The sequence below is a fragment of the Streptomyces bullii genome, assembly GCF_042657145.1.
Classification (GTDB): domain Bacteria; phylum Actinomycetota; class Actinomycetes; order Streptomycetales; family Streptomycetaceae; genus Streptomyces; species Streptomyces bullii.
In genome coordinates, this window is the sequence record NZ_JBHSNY010000006.1 from 479,924 (window position 1) to 500,770 (window position 20,847).

20 protein-coding genes are annotated in these 20,847 nt (G+C 73.0%); 9 read left to right on the top strand and 11 right to left on the bottom strand.

The annotated features are described in order from the left end of the window. The first annotated feature begins 147 nt into the window (after nucleotides 1-147). Nucleotides 148-1,773, top strand: a complete 1,626-nt coding sequence (aceB, locus tag ACFPZJ_RS19870; protein ID WP_381023162.1) for a malate synthase A — start codon at nucleotides 148-150, stop codon at nucleotides 1,771-1,773. Between the two features lie 3 nt (nucleotides 1,774-1,776). Here aceB and ACFPZJ_RS19875 read toward each other — a convergent pair whose 3' ends face one another. From ACFPZJ_RS19875 to ACFPZJ_RS19885, 3 genes are read right to left on the bottom strand one after another with little or no spacing between them, the layout of a single operon-like run. Then, entirely contained in the window at nucleotides 1,777-2,097 is a 321-nt protein-coding gene (locus ACFPZJ_RS19875) for an Rdx family protein (protein ID WP_381023164.1), read from the bottom strand. After that, nucleotides 2,094-3,008: a HipA family kinase gene (locus ACFPZJ_RS19880; RefSeq protein ID WP_381023167.1), complete on the bottom strand. Its 915-nt coding sequence runs from the start codon at nucleotides 3,006-3,008 to the stop codon at nucleotides 2,094-2,096. The genes ACFPZJ_RS19875 and ACFPZJ_RS19880 overlap by 4 nt, the downstream gene beginning before the upstream one ends. Before the next feature lie 41 nt (nucleotides 3,009-3,049). Further along, nucleotides 3,050-4,630 carry an IucA/IucC family protein gene (locus tag ACFPZJ_RS19885; RefSeq protein ID WP_381023474.1) on the bottom strand — a complete coding sequence of 527 codons (1,581 nt, stop codon included), beginning with the start codon at nucleotides 4,628-4,630 and terminating at the stop codon, nucleotides 3,050-3,052. Between the two features lie 103 nt (nucleotides 4,631-4,733). On the opposite strand from ACFPZJ_RS19885, the gene ACFPZJ_RS19890 reads away from it, so the two are divergent. Genes ACFPZJ_RS19890 through ACFPZJ_RS19900 form a run of 3 tightly spaced genes read left to right on the top strand, consistent with a single transcriptional unit; the run spans nucleotide 4,734 to nucleotide 8,347 of the window. Then, a complete protein-coding gene (locus ACFPZJ_RS19890; RefSeq protein ID WP_381023170.1) occupies nucleotides 4,734-6,239 on the top strand; it encodes an IucA/IucC family protein in 1,506 nt (501 codons plus the stop codon). Nucleotides 6,240-6,287: 48 nt separating this feature from the next. Next, complete coding sequence (locus tag ACFPZJ_RS19895) at nucleotides 6,288-7,553, top strand: vWA domain-containing protein (RefSeq protein WP_381023173.1); 1,266 nt, start codon at nucleotides 6,288-6,290, stop codon at nucleotides 7,551-7,553. Beyond that, entirely contained in the window at nucleotides 7,553-8,347 is a 795-nt protein-coding gene (locus ACFPZJ_RS19900; RefSeq protein ID WP_381023175.1) for a hypothetical protein, read from the top strand. Before ACFPZJ_RS19895 ends, ACFPZJ_RS19900 begins: the two co-directional genes overlap by 1 nt. Nucleotides 8,348-8,574: 227 nt before the next feature. Here ACFPZJ_RS19900 and ACFPZJ_RS19905 read toward each other — a convergent pair whose 3' ends face one another. Next, nucleotides 8,575-9,207, bottom strand: a complete 633-nt coding sequence (locus ACFPZJ_RS19905) for a winged helix-turn-helix transcriptional regulator (RefSeq protein WP_381023178.1) — start codon at nucleotides 9,205-9,207, stop codon at nucleotides 8,575-8,577. Nucleotides 9,208-9,294: 87 nt separating this feature from the next. On the opposite strand from ACFPZJ_RS19905, the gene ACFPZJ_RS19910 reads away from it, so the two are divergent. From ACFPZJ_RS19910 to ACFPZJ_RS19920, 3 genes are all read left to right on the top strand, one after another. Next, nucleotides 9,295-10,503, top strand: a complete 1,209-nt coding sequence (locus ACFPZJ_RS19910; protein ID WP_381023181.1) for a pyridoxal phosphate-dependent aminotransferase — start codon at nucleotides 9,295-9,297, stop codon at nucleotides 10,501-10,503. 213 nt (nucleotides 10,504-10,716) lie between these two features. After that, a complete protein-coding gene (locus tag ACFPZJ_RS19915; protein WP_381023184.1) occupies nucleotides 10,717-11,340 on the top strand; it encodes a hypothetical protein in 624 nt (207 codons plus the stop codon). Nucleotides 11,341-11,395: 55 nt separating this feature from the next. Further along, on the top strand, nucleotides 11,396-11,818 hold the full coding sequence (locus ACFPZJ_RS19920; protein ID WP_381023186.1) for an acyl-CoA thioesterase: 423 nt from the start codon (nucleotides 11,396-11,398) through the stop codon (nucleotides 11,816-11,818). A 210-nt stretch (nucleotides 11,819-12,028) separates the two neighbouring features. Here the strand turns inward: ACFPZJ_RS19920 and ACFPZJ_RS19925 are convergent, their stop codons facing one another. The 7 genes from ACFPZJ_RS19925 to ACFPZJ_RS19955 all read right to left on the bottom strand — a co-directional run bounded on the left by ACFPZJ_RS19925 (nucleotide 12,029) and on the right by ACFPZJ_RS19955 (nucleotide 17,792). After that, nucleotides 12,029-13,429 (bottom strand): nucleobase:cation symporter-2 family protein, encoded by a 1,401-nt coding sequence (locus ACFPZJ_RS19925; RefSeq protein WP_381023189.1) that lies wholly within the window; start codon nucleotides 13,427-13,429, stop codon nucleotides 12,029-12,031. 240 nt (nucleotides 13,430-13,669) lie between these two features. Then, complete coding sequence (locus ACFPZJ_RS19930) at nucleotides 13,670-15,046, bottom strand: 8-oxoguanine deaminase (RefSeq protein ID WP_381023191.1); 1,377 nt, start codon at nucleotides 15,044-15,046, stop codon at nucleotides 13,670-13,672. Between the two features lie 110 nt (nucleotides 15,047-15,156). After that, complete coding sequence (gene pucL, locus ACFPZJ_RS19935; protein WP_381023193.1) at nucleotides 15,157-16,080, bottom strand: factor-independent urate hydroxylase; 924 nt, start codon at nucleotides 16,078-16,080, stop codon at nucleotides 15,157-15,159. Between the two features lie 6 nt (nucleotides 16,081-16,086). Continuing rightward, the gene (gene uraH, locus ACFPZJ_RS19940; RefSeq protein ID WP_381023195.1) at nucleotides 16,087-16,488 is read right to left on the bottom strand and encodes a hydroxyisourate hydrolase; all 402 of its coding nucleotides are present in this window, start codon (nucleotides 16,486-16,488) and stop codon (nucleotides 16,087-16,089) included. A gap of 5 nt (nucleotides 16,489-16,493) precedes the next feature. After that, complete coding sequence (uraD, locus tag ACFPZJ_RS19945; RefSeq protein WP_381023197.1) at nucleotides 16,494-17,003, bottom strand: 2-oxo-4-hydroxy-4-carboxy-5-ureidoimidazoline decarboxylase; 510 nt, start codon at nucleotides 17,001-17,003, stop codon at nucleotides 16,494-16,496. A 172-nt stretch (nucleotides 17,004-17,175) separates the two neighbouring features. Further along, the gene (locus tag ACFPZJ_RS19950; RefSeq protein ID WP_381023200.1) at nucleotides 17,176-17,544 is read right to left on the bottom strand and encodes a helix-turn-helix domain-containing protein; all 369 of its coding nucleotides are present in this window, start codon (nucleotides 17,542-17,544) and stop codon (nucleotides 17,176-17,178) included. After that, nucleotides 17,541-17,792: a YkoF family thiamine-binding protein gene (locus tag ACFPZJ_RS19955; protein WP_381023203.1), complete on the bottom strand. Its 252-nt coding sequence runs from the start codon at nucleotides 17,790-17,792 to the stop codon at nucleotides 17,541-17,543. The genes ACFPZJ_RS19950 and ACFPZJ_RS19955 overlap by 4 nt, the downstream gene beginning before the upstream one ends. 280 nt (nucleotides 17,793-18,072) lie before the next feature. Between ACFPZJ_RS19955 and ACFPZJ_RS19960 the strand changes: the two genes are divergently transcribed. Both ACFPZJ_RS19960 and ACFPZJ_RS19965 read left to right on the top strand, forming a co-directional pair. After that, nucleotides 18,073-19,158: a lytic transglycosylase domain-containing protein gene (locus tag ACFPZJ_RS19960; protein ID WP_381023205.1), complete on the top strand. Its 1,086-nt coding sequence runs from the start codon at nucleotides 18,073-18,075 to the stop codon at nucleotides 19,156-19,158. 54 nt (nucleotides 19,159-19,212) lie between these two features. After that, the gene (locus ACFPZJ_RS19965) at nucleotides 19,213-20,319 is read left to right on the top strand and encodes an RNA polymerase sigma factor (RefSeq protein WP_381023208.1); all 1,107 of its coding nucleotides are present in this window, start codon (nucleotides 19,213-19,215) and stop codon (nucleotides 20,317-20,319) included. The last annotated feature ends 528 nt before the right edge of the window (nucleotides 20,320-20,847 follow it).

Genomic DNA, 20,847 nt, shown 5'->3' on the forward strand with positions numbered 1-20,847 from the left:
AAACCATTGAACTTCCACTATGAGGAAACTAGTATCCACTGCTCAGAAGCGCCCGGCTGCTCCGCGGGCGCTGCCCGCCGTATCCGGGAAGACTGGCACCCGGTGCCACGCTCGCTGAAGACCGCTCGCTGAAGGAAGTGACTGTTCATGTCCGCACCAGCGCCGTCCCCGCTGGCCATCGTCGACGCCGAGCCCCTGCCCCGGCAGGAGGAGGTCCTCACCGACGCGGCGCTCGCCTTCGTGGCGGAGCTGCACCGGCGGTTCACGCCCCGGCGTGACGAGCTCCTCGCCCGCCGCGCGGAGCGCCGCGCCGAGATCGCCCGCACCTCCGCCCTCGACTTCCTCCCGGAGACCGCCGCGATCCGCGCCGACGACTCCTGGAAGGTCGCCCCGGCCCCGGCCGCGCTGAACGACCGCCGCGTCGAGATCACCGGCCCCACCGACCGCAAGATGACCATCAACGCCCTCAACTCGGGCGCGCGGGTCTGGCTCGCGGACTTCGAGGACGCCTCGGCGCCCACCTGGGAGAACGTCGTCCTCGGCCAGCTCAACCTGATCGACGCGTACACCAGGAACATCGACTTCACCGACCCCGGGTCCGGCAAGTCGTACGCCCTGCGCCCGAACGACGAACTGGCCACGGTCGTCATGAGGCCCCGCGGCTGGCACCTGAACGAGCGTCACCTCGTCGACGCGAACGGCGCCCAGGTGCCCGGCGCGCTCGTCGACTTCGGCCTGTACTTCTTCCACAACGCCCAGCGCCTGCTGGACCTGGGCAAGGGCCCGTACTTCTACCTCCCGAAGACCGAGTCGCACCTGGAGGCCCGCCTCTGGAACGACGTGTTCGTCTTCGCGCAGGACTACGTCGGCATCCCGCAGGGCACCATCCGCGCCACCGTCCTGATCGAGACGATCACGGCGGCGTACGAGATGGAGGAGATCCTCTACGAACTGCGCGAGCACGCCTCCGGGTTGAACGCCGGCCGCTGGGACTACCTGTTCTCCATCGTCAAGAACTTCCGGGACGGCGGCGCCAAGTTCGTCCTCCCCGACCGCAACGCGGTGACGATGACGGCCCCGTTCATGCGCGCGTACACCGAACTCCTGGTCCGCACCTGCCACAAGCGGGGCGCGCACGCCATCGGCGGCATGGCGGCCTTCATCCCCTCCCGCCGTGACCCCGAGGTCAACAAGGTCGCCTTCGAGAAGGTCCGCGCCGACAAGGACCGCGAGGCGAACGACGGCTTCGACGGCTCCTGGGTCGCCCACCCCGACCTGGTGCCGATCGCCATGGAGTCCTTCGACAAGATCCTCGGCGACAAGCCCCACCAGAAGGACCGCCTGCGCGAGGACGTCGACGTCAGGGCCGAGGACCTCATCGCCATCGACTCCCTGGAGGCCAAGCCCACCTACGGCGGCCTGGTCAACGCCGTCCAGGTCGGCATCCGCTACATCGAGGCCTGGCTGCGCGGCCTCGGCGCGGTCGCCATCTTCAACCTGATGGAGGACGCGGCCACCGCCGAGATCTCCCGCTCCCAGATCTGGCAGTGGATCAACGCCGGTGTCGTGCTCGACAACGGCGAGAAGGTCACCGCCGACCTGGCCCGCAAGGTCGCCGCCGAGGAGCTGGCGAACATCCGGGCCGAGATCGGCGAGGAGGCCTTCGCGTCCGGCACCTGGCAGCAGGCCCACGACCTGCTGCTCAAGGTCGCCCTCGACGAGGACTACGCGGACTTCCTGACGCTGCCGGCGTACGAGCAGCTCAAGGGCTGAGTCTCACGCTGAACGGTCCGAGTGGCCCAGGGACCTGCCCGGGGCCACTCGGTCGCGTACGGCCTTCTTCACGGCCGTCGGCTCCGGGAAGCCCTGCTCCCGGCGGTCCCACACCACCTCGCCGTCGACGCGGACGACGAAGACGCCGCCGGTCCCCGGTTTCAGGGACAGCTCGGCCAGTTCGGTCTCGAAGGTCGTCAGCAGCTCCTGCGCCAGCCAGGCGGCGCGGGGCAGCCAGCGGCACTGGGTGCAGTACTCGATCTGGACGCGGTGCTCTTCCGTGGCGTCCGTGGCCTGTGTGGCCTGCCTGCCCTGTGTGGTCATCCCAGGTGTACCGCCCAATCCTGTTCCGCGGCCGGCTTGCCGTGCAGGTCCGGGACCCGCTTGAGCCAGTCCGGCCGGCCTCGCTGCGTTCGCGCCGCCCGCCGGGCCTCCTCGGCGGCGAGTTCCTCCCCGGAGGGGAAGTCGGTGGGGAGCCAGGACGCGGAGGCCCGCACGCGCGCGTGGAGGTAGCCGACGTAGGCGTCCCGGACCCCGTCGGCCGTGGTGAAGCCCGGCTCCTCGGCGAGCCAGGCGTCGGGGACCTCCGCCACGATCCCGCGCAGCAGCTCCTCGGTCACGCGGGGCGCCAGTTCGGCGTCGGCGGCGCGGACGTCGGGCCCGTAGCGGCCGAGGGCGTGGTGCCGGAAGTCGTACGCCTTCTGCGGGGCCGAGGTGTCCCAGCGGTGGTGGAAGACCAGGGCGGCGCCGTGGTCGATCAGCCACAGGCGCGGGGGCGCCGTGCCGAACGTCGGCCAGACCATCAAATTGGAGCTGTGGACCGTGCGGTCGACGTTCGCGGTCAGGGCGTCGAGCCACACGATCCGGCCCGCCTCCAGCCGGTCCACGGGGAAGGACTCGGCGACCTTCGGCGTAAAGTCTTTGGCGCCCGGCAGGTAGTCCATGCCGAGGTTGACCCCGGCGCTGGACGCGTGCAGGTCCCGGACCTCCTGGTGCGGCTCGTGCTCGGCGATCGCCGGGTCGAAGTGCACCAGGACCAGCTCCGGGAAGCGCAGCCCCAGGGCGCGGGCCAGCTCGCCCACGATCACCTCGGCGACCAGCGCCTTGCGGCCCTGAGCGGAGCCGGTGAACTTCACGACGTACGTGCCGAGGTCGTCGGCCTCGACCACTGCGGGTACGGAGCCGCCCGACCTCAGCGGGGTCACGTATCGAACAGCGGTCACGTCGCGCAGCACACCGGCCAGGGTACGGGAGGCCCCGGGTGCGCTGATCGTATTTATGGGTGGGGCGGCGGTGCGGCCAGCGGGTTCGGCAGCGGCAGGTAGCGGGCGTCGGCGCCGTCCGCGCCCGTCCAGCGCAGCAGCAGGTTGGTCTTGCCGGGGAGGGTGGGCGCGGTGAGGAGGGCTTCGGCCTCGGGCAGGCCGTGGCGGCTCAGTTCGCGGCGTGCGGCGGGCCACGGGTCGAGGCCGGGATGGCGTTCGGCGAGGGCGCCGGCGACCTCGGTGAGATGGTTGACGACCAGGCAGTACACCAGCCGCTCCCAGCCGGCCCGGCGGGTCACCTCCGGCAGCAGTTTCACGCCCTCGGCGTCCCGGAACAGCGCCTGCACCGGCGTGCCGCCGGCGTCGACGGCGACGAGGGTGTTCTGCAGGTGCGCCTCCAGGACGACGCCGTGGTCGGCGAAGGCCCGCAGGGCCGGCGGGACCACCTGGGCCAGGTACGCCTCCCACCAGGACGCCGGGTCGGCGGCGGTGCCGAGCGGGCTGCCGGCGAAGCCCTCCACGAGGCCGGCGGCGAGCAGCGGCGTGGCGCCGGGCCGCACACGGCCGGCGAAGCCGTCGCGGACGATGACGGCAAGTTCCTCGAAGGCGAAGTCCGCGGTGCGGTAGCCGCGGTCGCTCAGCCAGGCCGCCGGGCCGCCGTCCAGGGCCCGGGCCGTCGCCGCGTCCGTCCGACGCAGTCCGAGCAGGTCGTGGCGCCACAGCCGGCGGATGTCGTTGGTGATGCGGACGTCCAGGCTGACCTTCAGGAACAGGTCGTGGTCGGGGGCGTACAGGGTGCGGATCGCGGCCGTGGGCCAGACGTCGAACGTGGTCGTGCCCAGCCGTACGAGCCTGCCGTCCGCGAACGCCTCGGCGAGGCCCCGGCCGGCCAGGGTGAGCTGCCAGGGGTGGGCGGGCAGCAGCCGGTAGCCGGGCGGGGCGGTGCCGAGGGCGTCCAGGGCCGAGGTGTCGCCCTCCTCGGCGACGGTGTCCTCGCGCAGACCGAGCAGCGTCAGCGGGAACCGGGCGTGCGCTTCGGGCGCGTACGGCAGCCACCCGGCGGCCGGGCCGCCGCCGCGCGCCTTGGGGGCGGGGTGGTGGGTGTGCCCGGTGACCAGGGACTGCTCGGAGCGCAGGTAGGGGTCTTCGGGCGGGGTGGCGCGGGCCCGGGCGGTCAGCAGGGCGGCCACGGCCTCGCGGCTGTCGATCATCTCGGCGGGCAGTTCGTGGTTGGACACACCGGTGTACCGGCGCAGTTCCTCGGCGACGAGCTTCACCAGTTCAGGGTGGCCGACGCGGTGCCAGGCGCCCGCCCGGTACAGCTCGGGCTCGGCGGGCCGACGAGTGCCGCGCACCCGCAGCAGACGGCCCCCGCCGGGCAGCCGGTACACCCGGCGTTCGTCCGGTGCCCCGGACGCTCCGCCGGCTCCGGTTACGGCGCCGCGGACGCCCCCGGGCCCCTGGCCCGGCACCGGCTCGGCGACCTCCCGCAGCAGGCAGTTCAGCAGCGGCGCGGCCGCGTACGCGTCGGCGCGCTCGGCGACGCCGGCGCGGGATGCGGCGTCGTCGCCGGTGGGCGGGGGCATGAGGTCCAGGCGTTCCACTTGTTCCCTACGGTCGCGTCCGGGCGGGGATGATCAGTATGTCGCTCGTCGTCCCTCCCCCGTGACGCCCTATTCGTACCCGAGGAGCCCGCCCGTGCACCGTCCCTCCACCGCCGAGGCCGAGGTCGCCGACGAACTCGCCGCGGTCCGCCCCGAGCTCGTTCCGGGGTACGCGGCCGCTCTGCCCGGCGCCCGTGCGGCCGTGCTGACCCGTCTGTGGCGCGGGCTGGCGCACGAGCCGCTGCCGTGGCTGGCCGGCCGCGCACCGGGCCGGGACGGGCTCGTGCTGCGGTTGTCCGACGGCCGCCGGCTGTACGGGCCGCACCCGGATCCGTACGCGACCGACGCGTACGTCACCGTCGTACGGCTCGACGAGGTGGCTTACGACGATCCGGCGAGGCTGATGACGGACCTTGCCGTACCGCACTCGGCGGGTTTCGCCGCCGAGCTCGGGCACAGCGTGGCGTCGCTGGCGCTGTCGCGGGCCGGGCGGCGCTCTCCTGCCAAGGAGTGGCCCTCGACCGACTGGGAGTGGGAGCAGCGGGTGGTGGACGGGCATCCCTTCCACCCCACCTGCCGGTCGCGGCCCGGTTTCTCGGTGGCCGAGCAACTGGCCTACGGGCCGGAGCACGGGCCGGTCGTGGAGCTGGGGCTGGTGCCGGTTCCGGCACGGGAGTGCCTGGTGTCGGGGGTGTGGCCGCAGGGACTGCGGGACGGGCGGCGGGTGGTGGTGCCGGTGCATCCCTGGCAGGCGGGGCACGTCCTGAAGCGCGCCTGCGAGGAGCGGATGGCCGCGCATCCGCTGATGTCCCTGCGGACGCTCGCGCTGCCCGGCGGGCCGCATGTGAAGACGGCCCTGAGCGCCCGGCTGACGTCGTCGGTGCGGGACATCTCCCTGCCGTCGATCGCCGCCTCCGCGGTGCTGTCCGACTTCGGGCAGGCGCTGGCGGCCCGCGCGGACGGCCTGCTGCACGTCACCCGCACGCTGGGCGCGGCCGCGGCGGGCTCCCCGGATCTCGCGGCCGTCCTGCGAGAGTCGCCGCAGGCCTACGCGGCGGCCGGGGAGCGGGTGGCGCCCGTGGCCGCCCTGGCGACGACGGACCTGCCCCGATCCCCCGCCTGGCCGGCCGCTTTCGCGCGCCTCGCCCTCACGGTCGGGCTGCGCCTGCTGGAGCTGGGCGTGGCCCTGGAGGCGCACGGCCAGAACCTCCTGGTGGTGCTGTCGCCGACGGGTGACCCGCTGCGGCTGGTCTACCGGGACCTGGCCGACATCCGCGTCAGCCCGGCCCGCCTGGCGCGGCACGGCGTCCCGGTCCCCGCGCTGCCCGTCCGCATGGTCACGGACGACGAACGCGTGCTGCGCCGCAAGCTGTTCGGCTCCCTGGTGGCGGGGTCCCTGGCCGGCACGGCGGGCTCGGGCCAAGCCCTGCGGGAGGCGCTGGAGACAGCCGTACGGGACCTGCCGCGCACCCCTGACCTGGCGGCACTCCTCGACGATCCCCTGCCGGCGAAGGCACTGACCCTGATGCGGATGTCACCGCAGACGGCCGGGGACCTGTGGGCGGAGCTGCCCAACCCCGTGCGCTGGAAAGCCGGTTGAAGAAGGCCCGTTTTGGATCACGGCACCGCCGCTCCGTAAGATCCGCCGATGATCACAAGAACACGGCTGGCGGCCGGGGCCGGTGCTCTGCTCGCCGCGTTGGCGGCCGGGCTCGCCTTCCCGGCCGGGGCGTCCGCCGGTGAACCCACCGGCCAGGACGCCCCCAAGGTCGACCTCGTCCTGGATGTGAGCGGTTCGATGCGGGCCCGGGACATCGACGGCCGGTCACGGATGGCGGCGGCGAAGCAGGCGTTCAACGAGGTGCTCGACGCCACGCCCGAGGAGGTCCGGCTCGGCATCCGCACCCTGGGCGCCAACTACCCCGGGGACGACCGCGAGGAGGGCTGCAGGGACACCGCTCAGCTCTACCCGGTCGGACCGCTCGACCGCACCGAGGCCAAGACGGCCGTGGCCACGCTCACCCCGACGGGCTGGACGCCGATCGGCCCCGCCCTGCTGAAGGCGGCCGACGACCTGGACGGCGGCAACGGCTCCAAGCGGATCGTGCTGATCAGCGACGGCGAGGACACCTGCGCCCCGCTCGACCCGTGCGAGGTGGCCCGCGAGATCGCGGCCAAGGGCATCGGCCTGACCATCGACACCCTGGGCCTGGTGCCCGACGCCAAGCTGAGCCGGCAGCTCAGCTGCATCGCCGAGGCCACCGGCGGCACCTACGCGTCGGTCGAGCACCAGGACGAACTCACCGACCGCGTCAACGAGTTGGTGGACCGGGCCGCCGAGCCGGTGGTGACGCCGGTGGCGGTCCAGGGCGCCGCCGAGTGCGCCCGGGCACCCGAGGTGAAGTCGGGCCTGTACACGGACCGCGAGGAGTTCGGGCAGCAGCGCTGGTACCGGGTGGACGTGCGGCCCGGCCAGGAGCTGCGCGCCTCGGTGAGCGTGGCGGCCGACCGTGCGGTGCACCCGGACTACGGCGTGCTGCTGCGGGCCGTCACGGTGCACGGCCGGGAGATCGTACGCGGGGAGGCGGCCGGCAACGGCCGTACGGATGTGATCTCCACCGGGCTCAGGTACCCCAAGCCCGACCGTGACGCGCAGGACGCCCCCGCCGAGACCGTGTGCCTGGCGGTCACGAACTCCTTCTCGGCGGCCTCCGGGGTGAAGACCACGCCCGGTCTGCCGCTGGAGCTGACCGTGGACGTGGTGGACGGCCCCTCGCAGGCGAGCGACGTGGCCGCGTTCGGCCTGGGCCGCGGCTGGTGGCTGCTCGGCGCGCTCATCCTGACCGGCTTCCTCGCCGGTCTCGTCCGGGGCTGGCTGTCACGCTGGCGGGTCGCGGTCTGGAGGACCAACTGATGCGCATGACACGGATGCTCGGCGCTGCTGTACTGGCGCTCGGGCTGGCCGCGGGTCCCGCGGCGGCCGACTCCTCGCCGTCGCCGAGCGCCTCGGACGACGGCGCGGCGCCGACGAGGGCGGGTACGTCGTTCCGTACGGCCACGGAGATCGAGCAGGGGCAGCGGGCCACGGCGAACGGCTCCGCGGGCGACTACCTGTACTGGTCGTTCCCCGCGGACGCCGGGCAGCGCCCCACCGTCCGGGCCACGGTGGAACTGCCGAAGACGCACGCCGCCCAGACCTGGCAGATCGACGTGTACGACGGGCTGCGCCGCCGCCAGGCCTGCCAGTACGGGGCGCAGACCCGCACCGCAGCGGCCGGGGTCTCGTCGCTGGAACTGGCCTGCGTGCTGCGCACCGTTCGGGCCTGGTCCGAGCCGTGGGCCGACGACCCGCTGCCGGGCACGTACTACATCCGCCTGACGGTCGTGCACGTGCCGGCCTCCGACCTGGGTTTGCCGGTCGGCACCGAGGTGCGGGTCGGCTCCGAGGACCTCGGCGGCGCGGCGGCGGTGGACGGCTCACTGGCGAAGCCGCTGGTTCCGGGCGTCGCGGCGAAGTCCGAGCGGAGCGAGCGCACTTCGGCCGCTCTGGCGGACACCGACCCGGAGGACGGCTGGGCGTCGGGCTGGTGGTCCGACCGCTGGGTGTGGACCGCGGTGGGCGGTGTGCTCGCCGCGCTGGCGGGAATCGCCGGGTACGCACTGACCCGCGGCCCGGGCCGGCCGTCGCGGATGCCGCCGGGGGCGTGACACACCGTCGGTCAGGCCCGCTGCCCGGCGCAGCGGGCCTCTTCGTCGACCGCCTGCCGCGGCGGCTTCCCCTGGGCGGCGCACGCCCTTGCGACCACCCTCCCCGAGCTGTGCATCTGTCGGCGCCGCCTCGGCAGTCCGCGGCCCCTGGCGCGCGGGCCCGGGGGCCACGACCGCCTCCCCGGGCGGGCCTCACGGCTGTCACCCCCGGCCCGCGGACCTCCGGGCTACCCCTCCCACAGCGCCTTGGCGAGCACCCCTTCCCCGGTCACCTCCACCCGCCCGTCCCGCACCGCCTGGACCAGGGTCAGCTCACCCCGGCTGATCGCCGTGCACGTGTCGGTGTCCAGGACCAGTCGGACATCGGGCTCCGAGGGGGCGGGTCCGTCGCCGTACACGGGGCCGTTCTCGGCGCCGGCGTACAGGTGGAAGTCGCCCTCCTCCAGGCTGACTTCGACCACGCCCGGCCCCTCCAGGGCGCGCAGCAGCGGCAGCGCGAACCAGTGGGCACGCACCGCGTCCGTAGGCCGCCGCTCCCCCAGCTCGGGCTGTCCCCACTCCCCCAGCGCCTGGAGCACGGGCAGCAACTCCAGCCCCCGACAGGTCAGTTGATAGACGTACGCCGCGCCGGGCGGCGGCAGCCGGCGCCGGGTCGCGAGGCCGTCGCGCTCCATGTCCCGCAGCCGCGAGGCCAGTACGTCCGTGCTGACGCCCGGCAGGTCCGCGTGCAGGTCCGTGTAGCGACGGGGGCCGGCCAGCAACTCCCGGACGATGAGCAGGGTCCAGCGGTCCCCGACCAGGTCGAGGGCGCGGGCGACGGAACAGTACTGGTCATAACTTCGGCGAGCGCGGGGTGACATGCGACGCAGTCTAGACATGTTGTTGGACTTTCCAAGCGCACACTTGGTAAAACCAAGCAACACCAGATACCGAAGAGGTGGCGGCGCATGGAGTTCCGGCAGTCGAGCAAGCTCAGCGAGGTCTGTTACGAGATCCGCGGTCCGGTGATAGAGCACGCCAACGCACTGGAGGAGGCCGGCCACAGCGTGCTGCGGCTCAACACCGGCAACCCTGCGCTGTTCGGCTTCGAGGCGCCGGAGGAGATCCTCCAGGACATGATCCGGATGCTGCCGCAGGCGCACGGCTACACGGACTCGCGCGGCGTCCTGTCCGCCCGCCGGGCCGTCGCCCAGCGCTACCAGACGCTCGGCGTGGAGGTCGACGTCGACGACGTCTTCCTCGGCAACGGCGTCTCGGAGCTGGTCTCGATGGCCGTACAGGCGCTGATCGAGGACGGCGACGAGATCCTCGTCCCCGCGCCGGACTTCCCGCTGTGGACGGCGGTGACGACCCTCGCGGGCGGCACGGCGGTGCACTACCTGTGCGACGAGCAGGCCGAGTGGTACCCGGACCTGGACGACATGGCGTCGAAGATCACGGACCGTACGAAGGCCGTGGTCATCATCAACCCGAACAACCCCACCGGCGCGGTCTACCCGAAGGAGATCGTCGAGGGCATCCTCGACCTCGCCCGCCGCCACGGCCTGATGGTCTTCGCCGACGAGATCTACGACCAGATCCTGTACGACGACGCTGTGCACCACTCGGCCGCCGCGCTCGCCCCCGACCTGGTGGTCCTCACCTTCTGCGGCCTGTCCAAGACGTACCGGGTGGCCGGCTTCCGCTCCGGCTGGCTGGTGGTCACGGGTCCGAAGCAGCACGCGAAGGACTACCTGGAGGGGCTGACCATGCTGGCCTCCATGCGGCTGTGCGCCAACGCGCCCGCCCAGTACGCCATCCAGGCCGCGCTCGGCGGCCGGCAGTCCATCCGCGAGCTGACCGCGCCGGGCGGGCGGTTGCGCGAGCAGCGCGACGTGGCCTGGGAGAAGCTCAACGAGATCCCCGGCGTGACGTGCGTGAAGCCGAAGGGCGCGCTGTACGCCTTCCCTCGCCTCGACCCCAAGGTGCACAGGATCCACGACGACGAGAAGTTCGTCCTGGATTTGCTGCTGCGGGAGAAGATCCAAGTGGTGCAGGGCACGGGCTTCAACTGGCCGGCCCCCGACCACTTCCGGATCCTCACGCTGCCGTACGCGGACGACCTGGAAGCGGCGATCGGGCGGATCGGTCGGTTCCTGAGCGGGTACCGGCAGTAGCGCGGAGCCGACCCGGGGCGGGCAACGCGGCAGGAGCGGGGGCCGGACCGGGCGGTGGGCCACGGGTAGCGGCAGGAGCGGGGAGCCGCACCCGGCGGCGGGCTCCTGCGGGCACGGTCGTCGCGCGCCCGGTGTCAGACCCGGATCGTAGTCTTCGCCTGAGACGACCGCAGCACCGCCGCCGGTGCGCCTCGTCCGGGAAAGGAGCACGCCGTGACCCGACCGCCCACCGCCGCGCAACGGCGGGTCATCGACGCCGCCGACCCCGTGACCGGGCGTCTGAAGGGTACGGAGGCCCAGCTCGCGGCGCTGGTGAAGCGGGGTCTGGCCTTCCGGCACCCGCGGCCGCCGCACGACCACTTCCTGACCCCGGCCGGACACCGGATACGGAAGGCCGGGCATGAGCCGGGAGAACCGGCGGCGACCGCGGACACGGGGGTGTTCGCCGCGCGGGCCGGCGGCGAACGGACGCCCGTGGACTCCGGCCCGGCCCGCCGGCGTGAGGTGCACAGCGCCTGGCAGGGCCTGCTGGAGCTGCGCCGGATGACCAACCCCGACGGGTCCGTGGACCGGCCGTGCGGCTGGGAGCGGACCCACCTGGTGCAGGCCGCCGCGCTGGCCCTGGAGGCGGCCGGCCACCGCCCGGCCGGGCCGGACACGGAGGGCTACCGGGTGCGCGCCACCCCGCAGCCGGAGGCCGTCGCCGTGTACGAGCCGGACGGCGCGACCCTGGGGGCCTGTGCCGCGACGCTGGAGCGGGCCGGATGGCAGGTCGGCGAGCACACGGAACCCCGGACGAGGGAGCGCTATCTGCTGGCTTCCCCGCGACGGATGTAGCGGCCACATGTCAGGATCAGTTCAACCAGCAACCGTGGCACGAGAAGAGGAATCCGTGAGCGAAGAGTTTTCCGTTCCGGTGACCGTCCGTGGGTACGAGACGGACGTCCAGGGGCACCTCAACCAGAGCGTGTACCTCAGCTACGCGGAACACGCCCGCTGGTCGCTGCTGCGGGCCGCGGGGATCAGTCAGGGGGGTCTCATCGGCAGGGGCGTGGGCCCGGTCGCCCTGGAGACGACCATCAGCTACCGGCGCGAGTTGCTGGCGGGCGACGAGGTGGAGGTGACGTGTGGCTTCGAGTGGGGCGAAGGCAAGACGTTCCGCATCCACCAGACGATCCGCAAGACGGACGGCACCGTCGCCGCCGAGATCACGGCGGTCGGCGGGCTGATGGACCTCAAGGCACGGCGCCTGGTCGCCGCCCCCCGCGAGTACTTCAAGGAACTGGCGGCGGACCCGGGCCCGTTCGGGCTCTGAGCATCCAGGCACTGTCGGCCCGCGCGGCGAGCCGCACCGGCGGGTCGCCCGACCGGGCACGGAGCGGGTGACGGCCACGGCGCAGGGGTACCGGCCCGCGTCGCCTCGCCCACGTACGACCGGCGTCGGCACCCGCATCCCCAGTGGGCTGAGGCGCGGGGCCCCCGCGCACCCGCCGTGTGGGGTGCGGGGCGGCCGGCCGGTTCCGGCTCAGGGTGTGGCCGGTGCCCGGGTCGCCCCGGTGATCTCCTCCCCCGCCTCCATCGGATGTGTCACCTCGTGGGCGTCCCGGCCGCCCCTGCCCAGGTGGTTGAAGACCAGGTTCAGCAGGACCGCCGCCACGCACCCGGTCGAGATGCCCGAGTCGAGGACGATCTTCGCGGTCTCCGGGAAGGCGTGGTAGAACTCCGGCGCCGTGATCGGGATGATGCCAACGGCCAGGGAGACCGCCACGATCAGGACGTTGTTGTCCCTGTCCAGGCCGGCCCGGACCAGGGTCTGGATGCCGCTGGCCGCGACCGAGCCGAACAGCACCACGCCCGCGCCGCCGAGGACCGGGCGCGGTACGACGGCGATGAGCGAGGCGGCCATGGGGCACAGGCCCATCAGGACCAGGAACGCGCCGCCGGTGGCCACCACGTAGCGGCTGCGGATCCTCGTCATGGCGACGAGGCCGATGTTCTGGGCGAAGGCGCTGCACATGAAGCCGTTGAAGACGGGGCTGACCGCCGAGCCGAGGGTGTCGGCGCGCAGGCCCGCCGCGATGGTCCTCTCGTCCGCCGGGCGCTCGACGATCTCGCCCAGCGCCAGCATGTCGGCGGTGGACTCCGTCATCGAGACCACCATGACCACGCACATCGACAGGATCGCGGCCAGTTGGAACTGCGGGGCGCCGAAGTGGAACGGGGTCGGGAAGCCGATCACGTCCGCGTCCGCGACCGGCGAGAAGTCGGTGGCACCGAAGGGGATCGCCACCAGCGTGCCGGCGACCAGGCCGAGCAGGACGGCGATCTGCTTGACGAAGCCACGGGTGAAGCGGCGCAGGAGCAGCACGATGACGAGGGTGCCGGCGGCCAGGCCCAGGTTGGTGGGTGAGCCGTAGTCGTCCGCCGAGGGCGCGGCGCCCTGCGCCCAGCCGAAGGCGACCGGCAGCAGCGAGACGCCGATCAGGGTGATCACCGTGCCGGTGACGACCGGCGGGAAGAAGCGGACCGCCTTGCTGAAGAAGGGCGCGGCGAGGAAGCCGAGGAGGCCGGCCACGATGACCGCGCCGAAGATGACCGGCAGCGCGTCGGACTTGTCGTCGGTGGAGGCGACGATCGCGGTCATCGGGGCGACGCCCGCGAAGGTGACGCCGTTGACGAAGGGCAGCCGGGCGCCGATCTTCCAGATGCCCAGGGTCTGGAGGAAGGTGGCCAGGCCCGCGGTGAAGAGGCAGGCGCCGGTGAGGAAGGTCAGTTCGGTGGCGGTCAGGCCTATGGCCGCGCCGACGATCAGGGGTGGGGCGACGACTCCCGCGTACATGGCGGCCACGTGCTGCAGGCCGGTGGTCGCCATCTTCACGGCGGGGAGTTTCTCGTCGACGGGGTGTACGGCTGGATGGTCGGCCACGGCGGCTCTCCTCCGGTCGGTTGCACGGCAGCGGGAAAGGGCTGCCGTGGGTTTCAGGGAGGTGGTGCGGGTGGTCGTGCGGGACCGGGTGACGGAGACCGTTCCGGGGCACGCGCGTCCACGCGCGCCCCGGAGACGGCCGCCATGAACCCCGCTCGGGTCCACGGCCACCGGCCGGGAGCCGTCCCTCCCGGCCGGAGATCAAGTGCCGTACCTCGACTGCCTTGCTCGGATACGGAGTTACTGTGCGGCGATCCTCGCCAGCCGCTGTGCCTCGTCCCGCGTGGAGCGGGCGATCGCGTCCCCGTCGACCGTGAGCAGACGGCCGTGCTCGACGATCTGCCGTCCGTTCACGAAGGAGGCGGTGACCGGGGCCGCCGCGCCGAAGACCAGCGCGGTCACCGGGTCGGCGATGGAGGCGTGGGCGAGGGTGTCCATCTTCCACAGCACCAGGTCGGCGAGCTTGCCCGGCTCCAGGGAACCGGTCTCGGCGGCGCGGCCCAGCACCTGGGCGCCGCCGTAGGTGCCCAGACGCAGTGCCTGGCGGGCGTTCAGGGCGGCCTCGCGGTGGGCGCCGAGGCGGTTGATGAGCAGGGCGTTGCGCAGCTCGGTGTGGAGTTCGCCGGACTCGTTGGACGCGGTGCCGTCGACGCCGAGGCCGACCGGGACACCGGCCCTGAGCATGTCCGGGACGCGGGCGATGCCGGCCGCGAGACGGGCGTTCGACGACGGGCAGTGCGCCACACCGGTCTTCGTACGGGCGAAGGCGGCGATGTCGGAGTCGTTCATGTGGACGCAGTGCGCCATCCACACGTCCTCGCCGAGCCAGCCGGTGGACTCGAAGTAGTCGGTCGGGCCCATGCCGAACAGCTCGTGGCAGAACTTCTCCTCCTCCACGGTCTCCGATCCGTGGGTGTGCAGGCGGACCCCGAGGCGGCGGGCCAGTTCGGCGCCGTCCCGCAGCAGTTCCGTGGAGACGGAGAAGGGCGAGCAGGGCGCGACGGCGACCTGAATCATCGCGTCGAAGGAGGCGTCGTGGTGCTGCCGTACGGTCTCCTCGGTGGCGGCCAGCGCGCCGTCGAGGGTCTCGACGGCGAAGTCCGGCGGCAGGCCGCCGTCCTTGACGCTGCGGTCCATGGAGCCGCGGGCGAGGGTGAAGCGCACCCCCGTCTCGCGGGCGGCGCGGATGATCGCCCCGGACAGGTCGCCGGAGCCCTGCGGGAAGACGTAGTGGTGGTCCATGGCGGTGGTGACGCCGCCGCGGGCCATCATCGCGAGCGAGCCCTGGGCCGCCGCGTACACCATCGGCTCGTCGATGCGCGCCCACACCGGGTACAGCGCCACGAGCCAGTCGAACAGGTTGTGGTCCGTGGCCAGGCCCCGGGTGATCCACTGGTAGAAGTGGTGGTGCGTGTTGATCAGGCCGGGGGTCACGAGGTGCCCGGTGGCGTCGATACGGCGTGCGACGTTCTCTAGGCCCTCGGGGGCCTTGCCCGCGCCGAGCGACTCGATGCGGTTGCCGGCGAGCACGACGTGACCCGAGGCGTACTCGGTGTCGTTCCCGTCGACGGTCGCGATCGCACAGTTCTCGATGACGATGCGCCGGTCTGCTGCCATGGTTCGTCCTTTGCGCTGAGGTGGAGGGGGCACGGCAGGACCCTGGGAGGTTTGAGTGCCGTGGCCGGAGAAGCGGGTCCCCCGGCCACGGGTGCCGAAAGAGGGAGAGGTCAGAGGTTGGTGAGGTCCACCGGGATCTTCGCCTCGCAGCCGTCCCGGAGGATCGTCGCCTCGATCAGGCCGTAGGGGCGGTCGGCGGCGAAGTAGACCTCGTTGTCGTTCTTCAGCCCGAACGGCTCCAGGTCCACGAGGAAGTGGTGCTTGTTCGGGAGGGAGAAGCGGACCTCGTCGATCTCGCTGCGGTGGTCGATGATGCGCGCGCCCATCTGGTACAGCGTCTGCTGGAGCGACAGGGAGTAGGTCTCGGCGAAGGCCTGGAGCATGTGCTTCCTCGTCTGCTCGTAGGACTTCTCCCAGTTGGGCATGCGCTGCTCGTCGTCGGTCCAGTTGAACCGCCAGCGGCCGGAGACCTGGGTGGCCAGGATGCGGTCGTAGGCCTCCTTGAGCGTCGTGTACTTGTCCTTGACGTAGCCCCAGAACTCCGAGTTCGTCGAGTTCATCACGACGAGGTCCTTCAGCCCGGAGACGACCTCCCACCGCTCGCCGTCGTAGGTGATCTGGGTCAGGCGCACCTCCTGGCCCTTGCGGACGAAGGAGTGCTTGACCTCGTCGGCGCCGATGAACTTCGAGTTGGCGTCGGAGGTCTCGATCCGCTCCCAGGCGTACTCCTCGATGCGGATGCGCGCCCGGTGGATCGGCTCCTGGCTGGTGACGAAGTGCCGGGCGAGGTGGATGCCGAACTGCTCGGCGGACTCGATGCCGTACTCCTTGGCGAACGCGTACACCGTGTTCTTGGTGGTGTCGGTCGGCAGGACGTTGGCGTTGGAGCCGGAGTAGTGGACCTCGTCCATGTCGCCGGAGAGGGCGACGGAGACGTTCAGGTCCTTGATGTGGTGGGTGGCGCCGTCCCGCGTGATCTTGACGACTCGGTTCTCGGCCTTGCCGTACTGGTTCTGTCCCAGAATGGTGGGCATTGCTCGCTAGCTCCCTCGGTATACGGAGTAGCCGAACGGGTTGAGCAGCAGCGGTACGTGGTAATGCTCGCCGGGGTTCACGGCGAAGGTGATCGCCACCTCCGGGAAGAACACGGCACCGCTGTCCCGATTCGCGGGGGCGTCCTGCTGCGCATCGGCTTGCTTCTTCGCGGTTCTCTCGAAGTACGGCTCCACGGCGAAGTCGAGCCGTACGTGGGTGGTCCCCTCCGGGAGGGCCGGGAGATCCTTGCACCGCCCGTCCGCGTCGGTCGCGGAACCGCCGAGCACCCGCCAGTCCGCCTCCCGGCCCCCGCGCGCGGCGAGCTGGACGGCGACGCCCTCGGCGGGGCGGCCGGCGCTGGTGTCCAGGATGTGCGTGGACACGGATGCGGTGCTGCTGGTGCTCATGCTGCTCAGTCCTCTTCGACGAGTCGGGCGAGCCGGATACGGTTGATCTTGCCCAGTTCGGTGCGGACGATCTCCCGCTCCCGCTCCGGCGGGTTGCCGATCCGTTCCCTGATCGCGTCGCGCATCTGCTCGCCGGTCCTGCCGGTGGCGCAGACGAGGAAGACGTGGCCGAACCTCTCCTGGTAGGCGAGGTTCAGTTCCAGCATCTGAGCCTTGAGCTCCTCGGAGGCGCCGGCCATGCCGCGCTGTTCCCGGGCCGAGGTGGGGTCGCCGGGCCTGGGGCGTCCGATCGGCGGGTGCCCGGCCATCGCCTCCTGGAGGTCCGCGGGGGTCAGCTCGGCCACGGCGGCGTCGGCGGCGGCGTACAGATCCTCCAAGGTGGCGTAGGGGCGGGCGGCGACCAGCCGCTTCCCCCACGCCGTGGAGGCGCACACCTCGTGCAGGGCGGCGAGGGCCGCGCGGTCGTCGAGGGCGTTGAAACGGGCCAGGCCCGGCGGCGTGGAAGTGGACGTCACGGGAGCCTCCGTGGCCGGATACGGCCTTCGTGCTGAACGGGCGTGGCAGTAGCTAACGCCCTTCGGCGACACCGCGTCAACACTTTGTTGAAAATTCGGGGGCCGTCGGAATCCGGGCCCGTCCGGGTCCGGGCCGTCGGAGTGAGGAGGCCCTGTGACCGGGGCGCTCGCCTCAGGCCTCCTTCTGGCGGTTGAGGTAGTTGTAGACGGTGAAGCGGCTCACCCCGAGCGCGCTCGCCACGGTCTCCACGCCGTGCCGTACGGAGAAGGCGCCGCGCGCCTCCAGGGTCCGTACGACCTCCTGCTTCGCCTTGCGGTCCAGTTCGGACAGCGGTCTGCCCCTCTGGCGCTCCATGGCGGCCAGGATGTGGTCCAGGGAATCCGCGAGCTGCGGCAGGCGTACGGCGACGGCGTCCGCGCCCTCCCAGGAGAGCACGACGTCGTCGGGGCCGGCCTCGTCCGGCGGGACCATCTCCCCGCCGATCGCGTCGACCAGGGGCTTCACGGCCGCGATGAACGGCTCGTCACCGGCGCCGGTCACCGGTCGCCCTCCTCGACGACGTTGACCTGGAGGGAGATCCGGGTGGCCCCGGCCTCCAGGGTCTGGCGCAGCAGCGCGTCCACGGCGGTGAGCACCACATCGGCACGGCCCTCGGCGGTGTTGCCGAACGGGCCGACGTCCACCGCGTCCAGTTCCGCCGCCTCGATGACCTCACGGGCCACCAGCGCGTGCGCGGGCGCCTCGTCGAGGTCGAAGGGCTCGGTCGTGAACTCCACTTTCAGTCGCACTGTGCCCCCATGGCATCTGCTCTGACCCGCGCGTGCCGCCGGGTCCGCGATCGGGACCGGTCCGGCCCCGGCCGCTTGGGGAGACCTTAACGGACAGCCGTACGGTCCCGGCTTCCCGGAATTTCCCCGCCCAGGGCTCCCCGGGGCTCCGCCGCGCCACAGGGCCCCCTGCCGCACCGCCCCTCTCGCCTCCGCCCGGATTTCCCCTGTTCGGCGCGACGGACCCGCCGCCCCTCCCCGTAGAGCTGACGAGAGCAGCACACGAGGAGGGGACGCGAACGTGGCAGGGCACAGAGTCAGAGGGGTCAGGGCTACGGTGATCACGGCGGCCGCGATGGCGGCGCTGACGGCCTCGCAGGCACCGGGGGCGCTCATGGCGCGCGCCTCGGCGCCGGTGCGGCCGGCACCCGCCGAGGACGGGCCGAGCGTGTCCGGCGACAGCCCGTACCGCACCGAGCTTCCGCCGCTCAGGGCCGAGGGGGCCGGAGCGGCCGGAGGGGACCGCACAGGGGGAGACGCCGTGCCGGCGGGTGCCGCACTGCCGGCGAGCGTGTTCGCCGCCTACCGCGACGCCGAGGAGGAACTCGCCCGCACCGCGCCCGGCTGCCGGCTGCGGTGGCAGCTGCTGGCCGCGATCGGCCAGGTGGAGTCCGGGCAGGCCCGGGGCGGCAGGGTGACCGCGGACGGGACGACCGTGACACCCATCCGCGGTCCGCGGCTGGACGGCGGCGCCTTCGCCGTCATCCGGGACACCGACGGCGGCGCGTACGACGGGGACGCCGTCTACGACCGCGCGGTCGGCCCGATGCAGTTCATCCCGTCCACCTGGGCGCGCTGGGGCGCGGACGGCAACGGCGACGGGCGCGCCGACCCGAACAACGTCTTCGACGCGGCACTCGCCGCCGGGCGCTATCTGTGCGCGGGCGGGCGGGATCTGTCCGTTCCGGCCGAACTGGACCGGGCGATCCTCGGCTACAACCACTCGACGGAGTACCTGCGCACCGTCCGGGCCTGGTACGCGTACTTTCTCACCGGGCACCGGGTGGTGCCGGACGGGTCCGCGAAGCCCACGCCCCCGGCGCGCCCCGAACCGTCGCGGCCGGCTCCCACGCCGAAGCCGGACTCGTCCGCCCGCCCGAGCACCTCCGCCCCGTCCCGGACACCGTCCGCGCCCGCCTCGCCCACGCCCACCCCGACCCGTCCGGCGAGCGAGCCGCGGGAGTCGCAGTCGCCCGAGCCACCCGTTCCGGACCCCGGTCTGGACCTGCCCGGTGACGGTCTGCTGCCCGGCGACGGGCCTCTGACCGGCAACAGTGTGGACTCGATGGCCTCCGCCCCCTCCACAACTGCGGCTACCGGGCGGTAATGTCGCGCCCCGCCGGACAGCACGTAACCGGCGGGTGAGCGCGAAGGGGCCCTCATGGCGACGGACATGCCTGCGAAGACGCGAGCGGCGCACGAGCGCTGGGAGCGAATGTGGAAGCACCGTGAGCAACTGCTCAAGGTGGCCCGGCGCCGCTCGATGAGCCTGGAGGACGCCGAGGACGCGGTGCACGAGGCGATGCTGCGTGCCGCGGAACGCCCTGACCTGGACGACGAGCGTCTGGCCGCCTGGCTGACGACCGTGACGATGCGGCTGTGCGTGGACCGGTACCGGCAGGTCAACCGCGAGGCCGAGGTGCGTCACAGTCCGACGCTGGTCGCGCCGGGTCCGGTGCCCGTGGAGGAGGCGGTGTGCGACCGGGCCGAGGCCCGGTGGCTGGCGGTGCGCAGCGGTGAGCTGCCTGCCCGGCAGGCCGAGGCGCTGCGGCTGAAGTCGCAGGACCTGGACGTCGGCCAGGTCGCCGTGGAGATGGGGCTGAGCTACCGGACCGTGGAGTCGCTGCTGGCCCGGGCCCGGCGCACGCTGCGCAACTCCCTGGCCGGGACGCTCGCCTTCGCCCTGTTCCTGTGCGGGCGGGGGCGACCGCGGGCCGGTGGCAAGGCGCAGGCCGTGGCGGCGGCCTCGACGGCGGCGACGCTGGCGGTGGCGGGGCTCGTCCTGCCGTCCGCCCTCGACGGACACGGCGGCGACGCGACGCCGCGGCCGCCCGCGTCCCGGGGTGTGGAGACGCTGGGGCCCGACGGCACCGGCCGGGCGGGAGCCGGTGCGTCGCACGTCCCCTCGCCCGGGTCATCGGCTCCGTCGGCCTCCCCCACGGACGGTCCGCTGCTGCCGCTGACCCTGCCGTCACCGCCGTCGCTTCCCCCGCTGCCGGAGGCCGAGGTCCCGCCGCTTCCCGACGTGACCGACGTGACGGACGTACCCGCCGTGCCGGAGCTGCCGCCCGTGCCGGACCTGCCGACGGGGTCGGCGGTGCCGGACCTGCCGACCGCCCCGTCGGTTCCCTCGGCCCCCTCGGCCCCGTCGGTGCCGTCGGTTCCCTCACTCCCCTCGGGCCAGGGCACCCCCGCGGTACCCCCCGCCCCGCTGAAGGCGTCCCCCACGAGCACGCCGGCCCCGGAGCTGTCCCAGACCCAGCCGTGACACGCCGCGGCGTTGCCGCCGGTGACACGGCCGCTGCCCGCCTGCCCCCCGGCCCGCGGACCAGCCGCATCCCCACCGCGAACCGCCTGGGTCCTCGACCGTAGATCGACCGCATCCCCACCGTGGACGGTGAGTCCCGACCCGTGGCCCGTCCACGACCGCCCGACGACCCGGCGCTCCCGCCCCTGGCCCGTCCGCGACCGCCCGACGACCGGCCGCGTGGCCAGCCGCAACCCGAGCGCATCCGACCCGCGACCCGCCTGCATCCCCGCCCTTAGGCCGACCGCATCTCAGGTCTGAGCCCTGACCCGCGGCCCGTCCGCGACCGCCCGTAGACCGGCGGCGCCCCCGCCCGCGCTCCGGCCGCCTCACCCTCCGTGAGCCCCCTGCACCCCGCCTGCAGAGACCGGCCGTGTCCGACACGCAGCCCGTCCACGTCCGCCCGGGCGCCCCTGCCCGCGCCCGTCCGCGACCCGCCTGCATCTCCCGGCCGCACACCGGAGCCAAGCCACAACCCGCGCCCCGTCC

Coding starts and splice junctions, on each gene's coding strand:
- aceB (WP_381023162.1), top strand. CDS start 148: ATGTCCGCACCAGCGCCGTCCCCGCTGGCCATCGTCGACGCCGAGCCC.
- ACFPZJ_RS19875 (WP_381023164.1), bottom strand. CDS start 2,097: ATGACCACACAGGGCAGGCAGGCCACACAGGCCACGGACGCCACGGAA.
- ACFPZJ_RS19895 (WP_381023173.1), top strand. CDS start 6,288: ATGATCACAAGAACACGGCTGGCGGCCGGGGCCGGTGCTCTGCTCGCC.
- ACFPZJ_RS19900 (WP_381023175.1), top strand. CDS start 7,553: ATGCGCATGACACGGATGCTCGGCGCTGCTGTACTGGCGCTCGGGCTG.
- ACFPZJ_RS19905 (WP_381023178.1), bottom strand. CDS start 9,207: ATGTCACCCCGCGCTCGCCGAAGTTATGACCAGTACTGTTCCGTCGCC.
- ACFPZJ_RS19910 (WP_381023181.1), top strand. CDS start 9,295: ATGGAGTTCCGGCAGTCGAGCAAGCTCAGCGAGGTCTGTTACGAGATC.
- ACFPZJ_RS19930 (WP_381023191.1), bottom strand. CDS start 15,046: ATGGCAGCAGACCGGCGCATCGTCATCGAGAACTGTGCGATCGCGACC.
- pucL (WP_381023193.1), bottom strand. CDS start 16,080: ATGCCCACCATTCTGGGACAGAACCAGTACGGCAAGGCCGAGAACCGA.
- uraH (WP_381023195.1), bottom strand. CDS start 16,488: ATGAGCACCAGCAGCACCGCATCCGTGTCCACGCACATCCTGGACACC.
- ACFPZJ_RS19965 (WP_381023208.1), top strand. CDS start 19,213: ATGGCGACGGACATGCCTGCGAAGACGCGAGCGGCGCACGAGCGCTGG.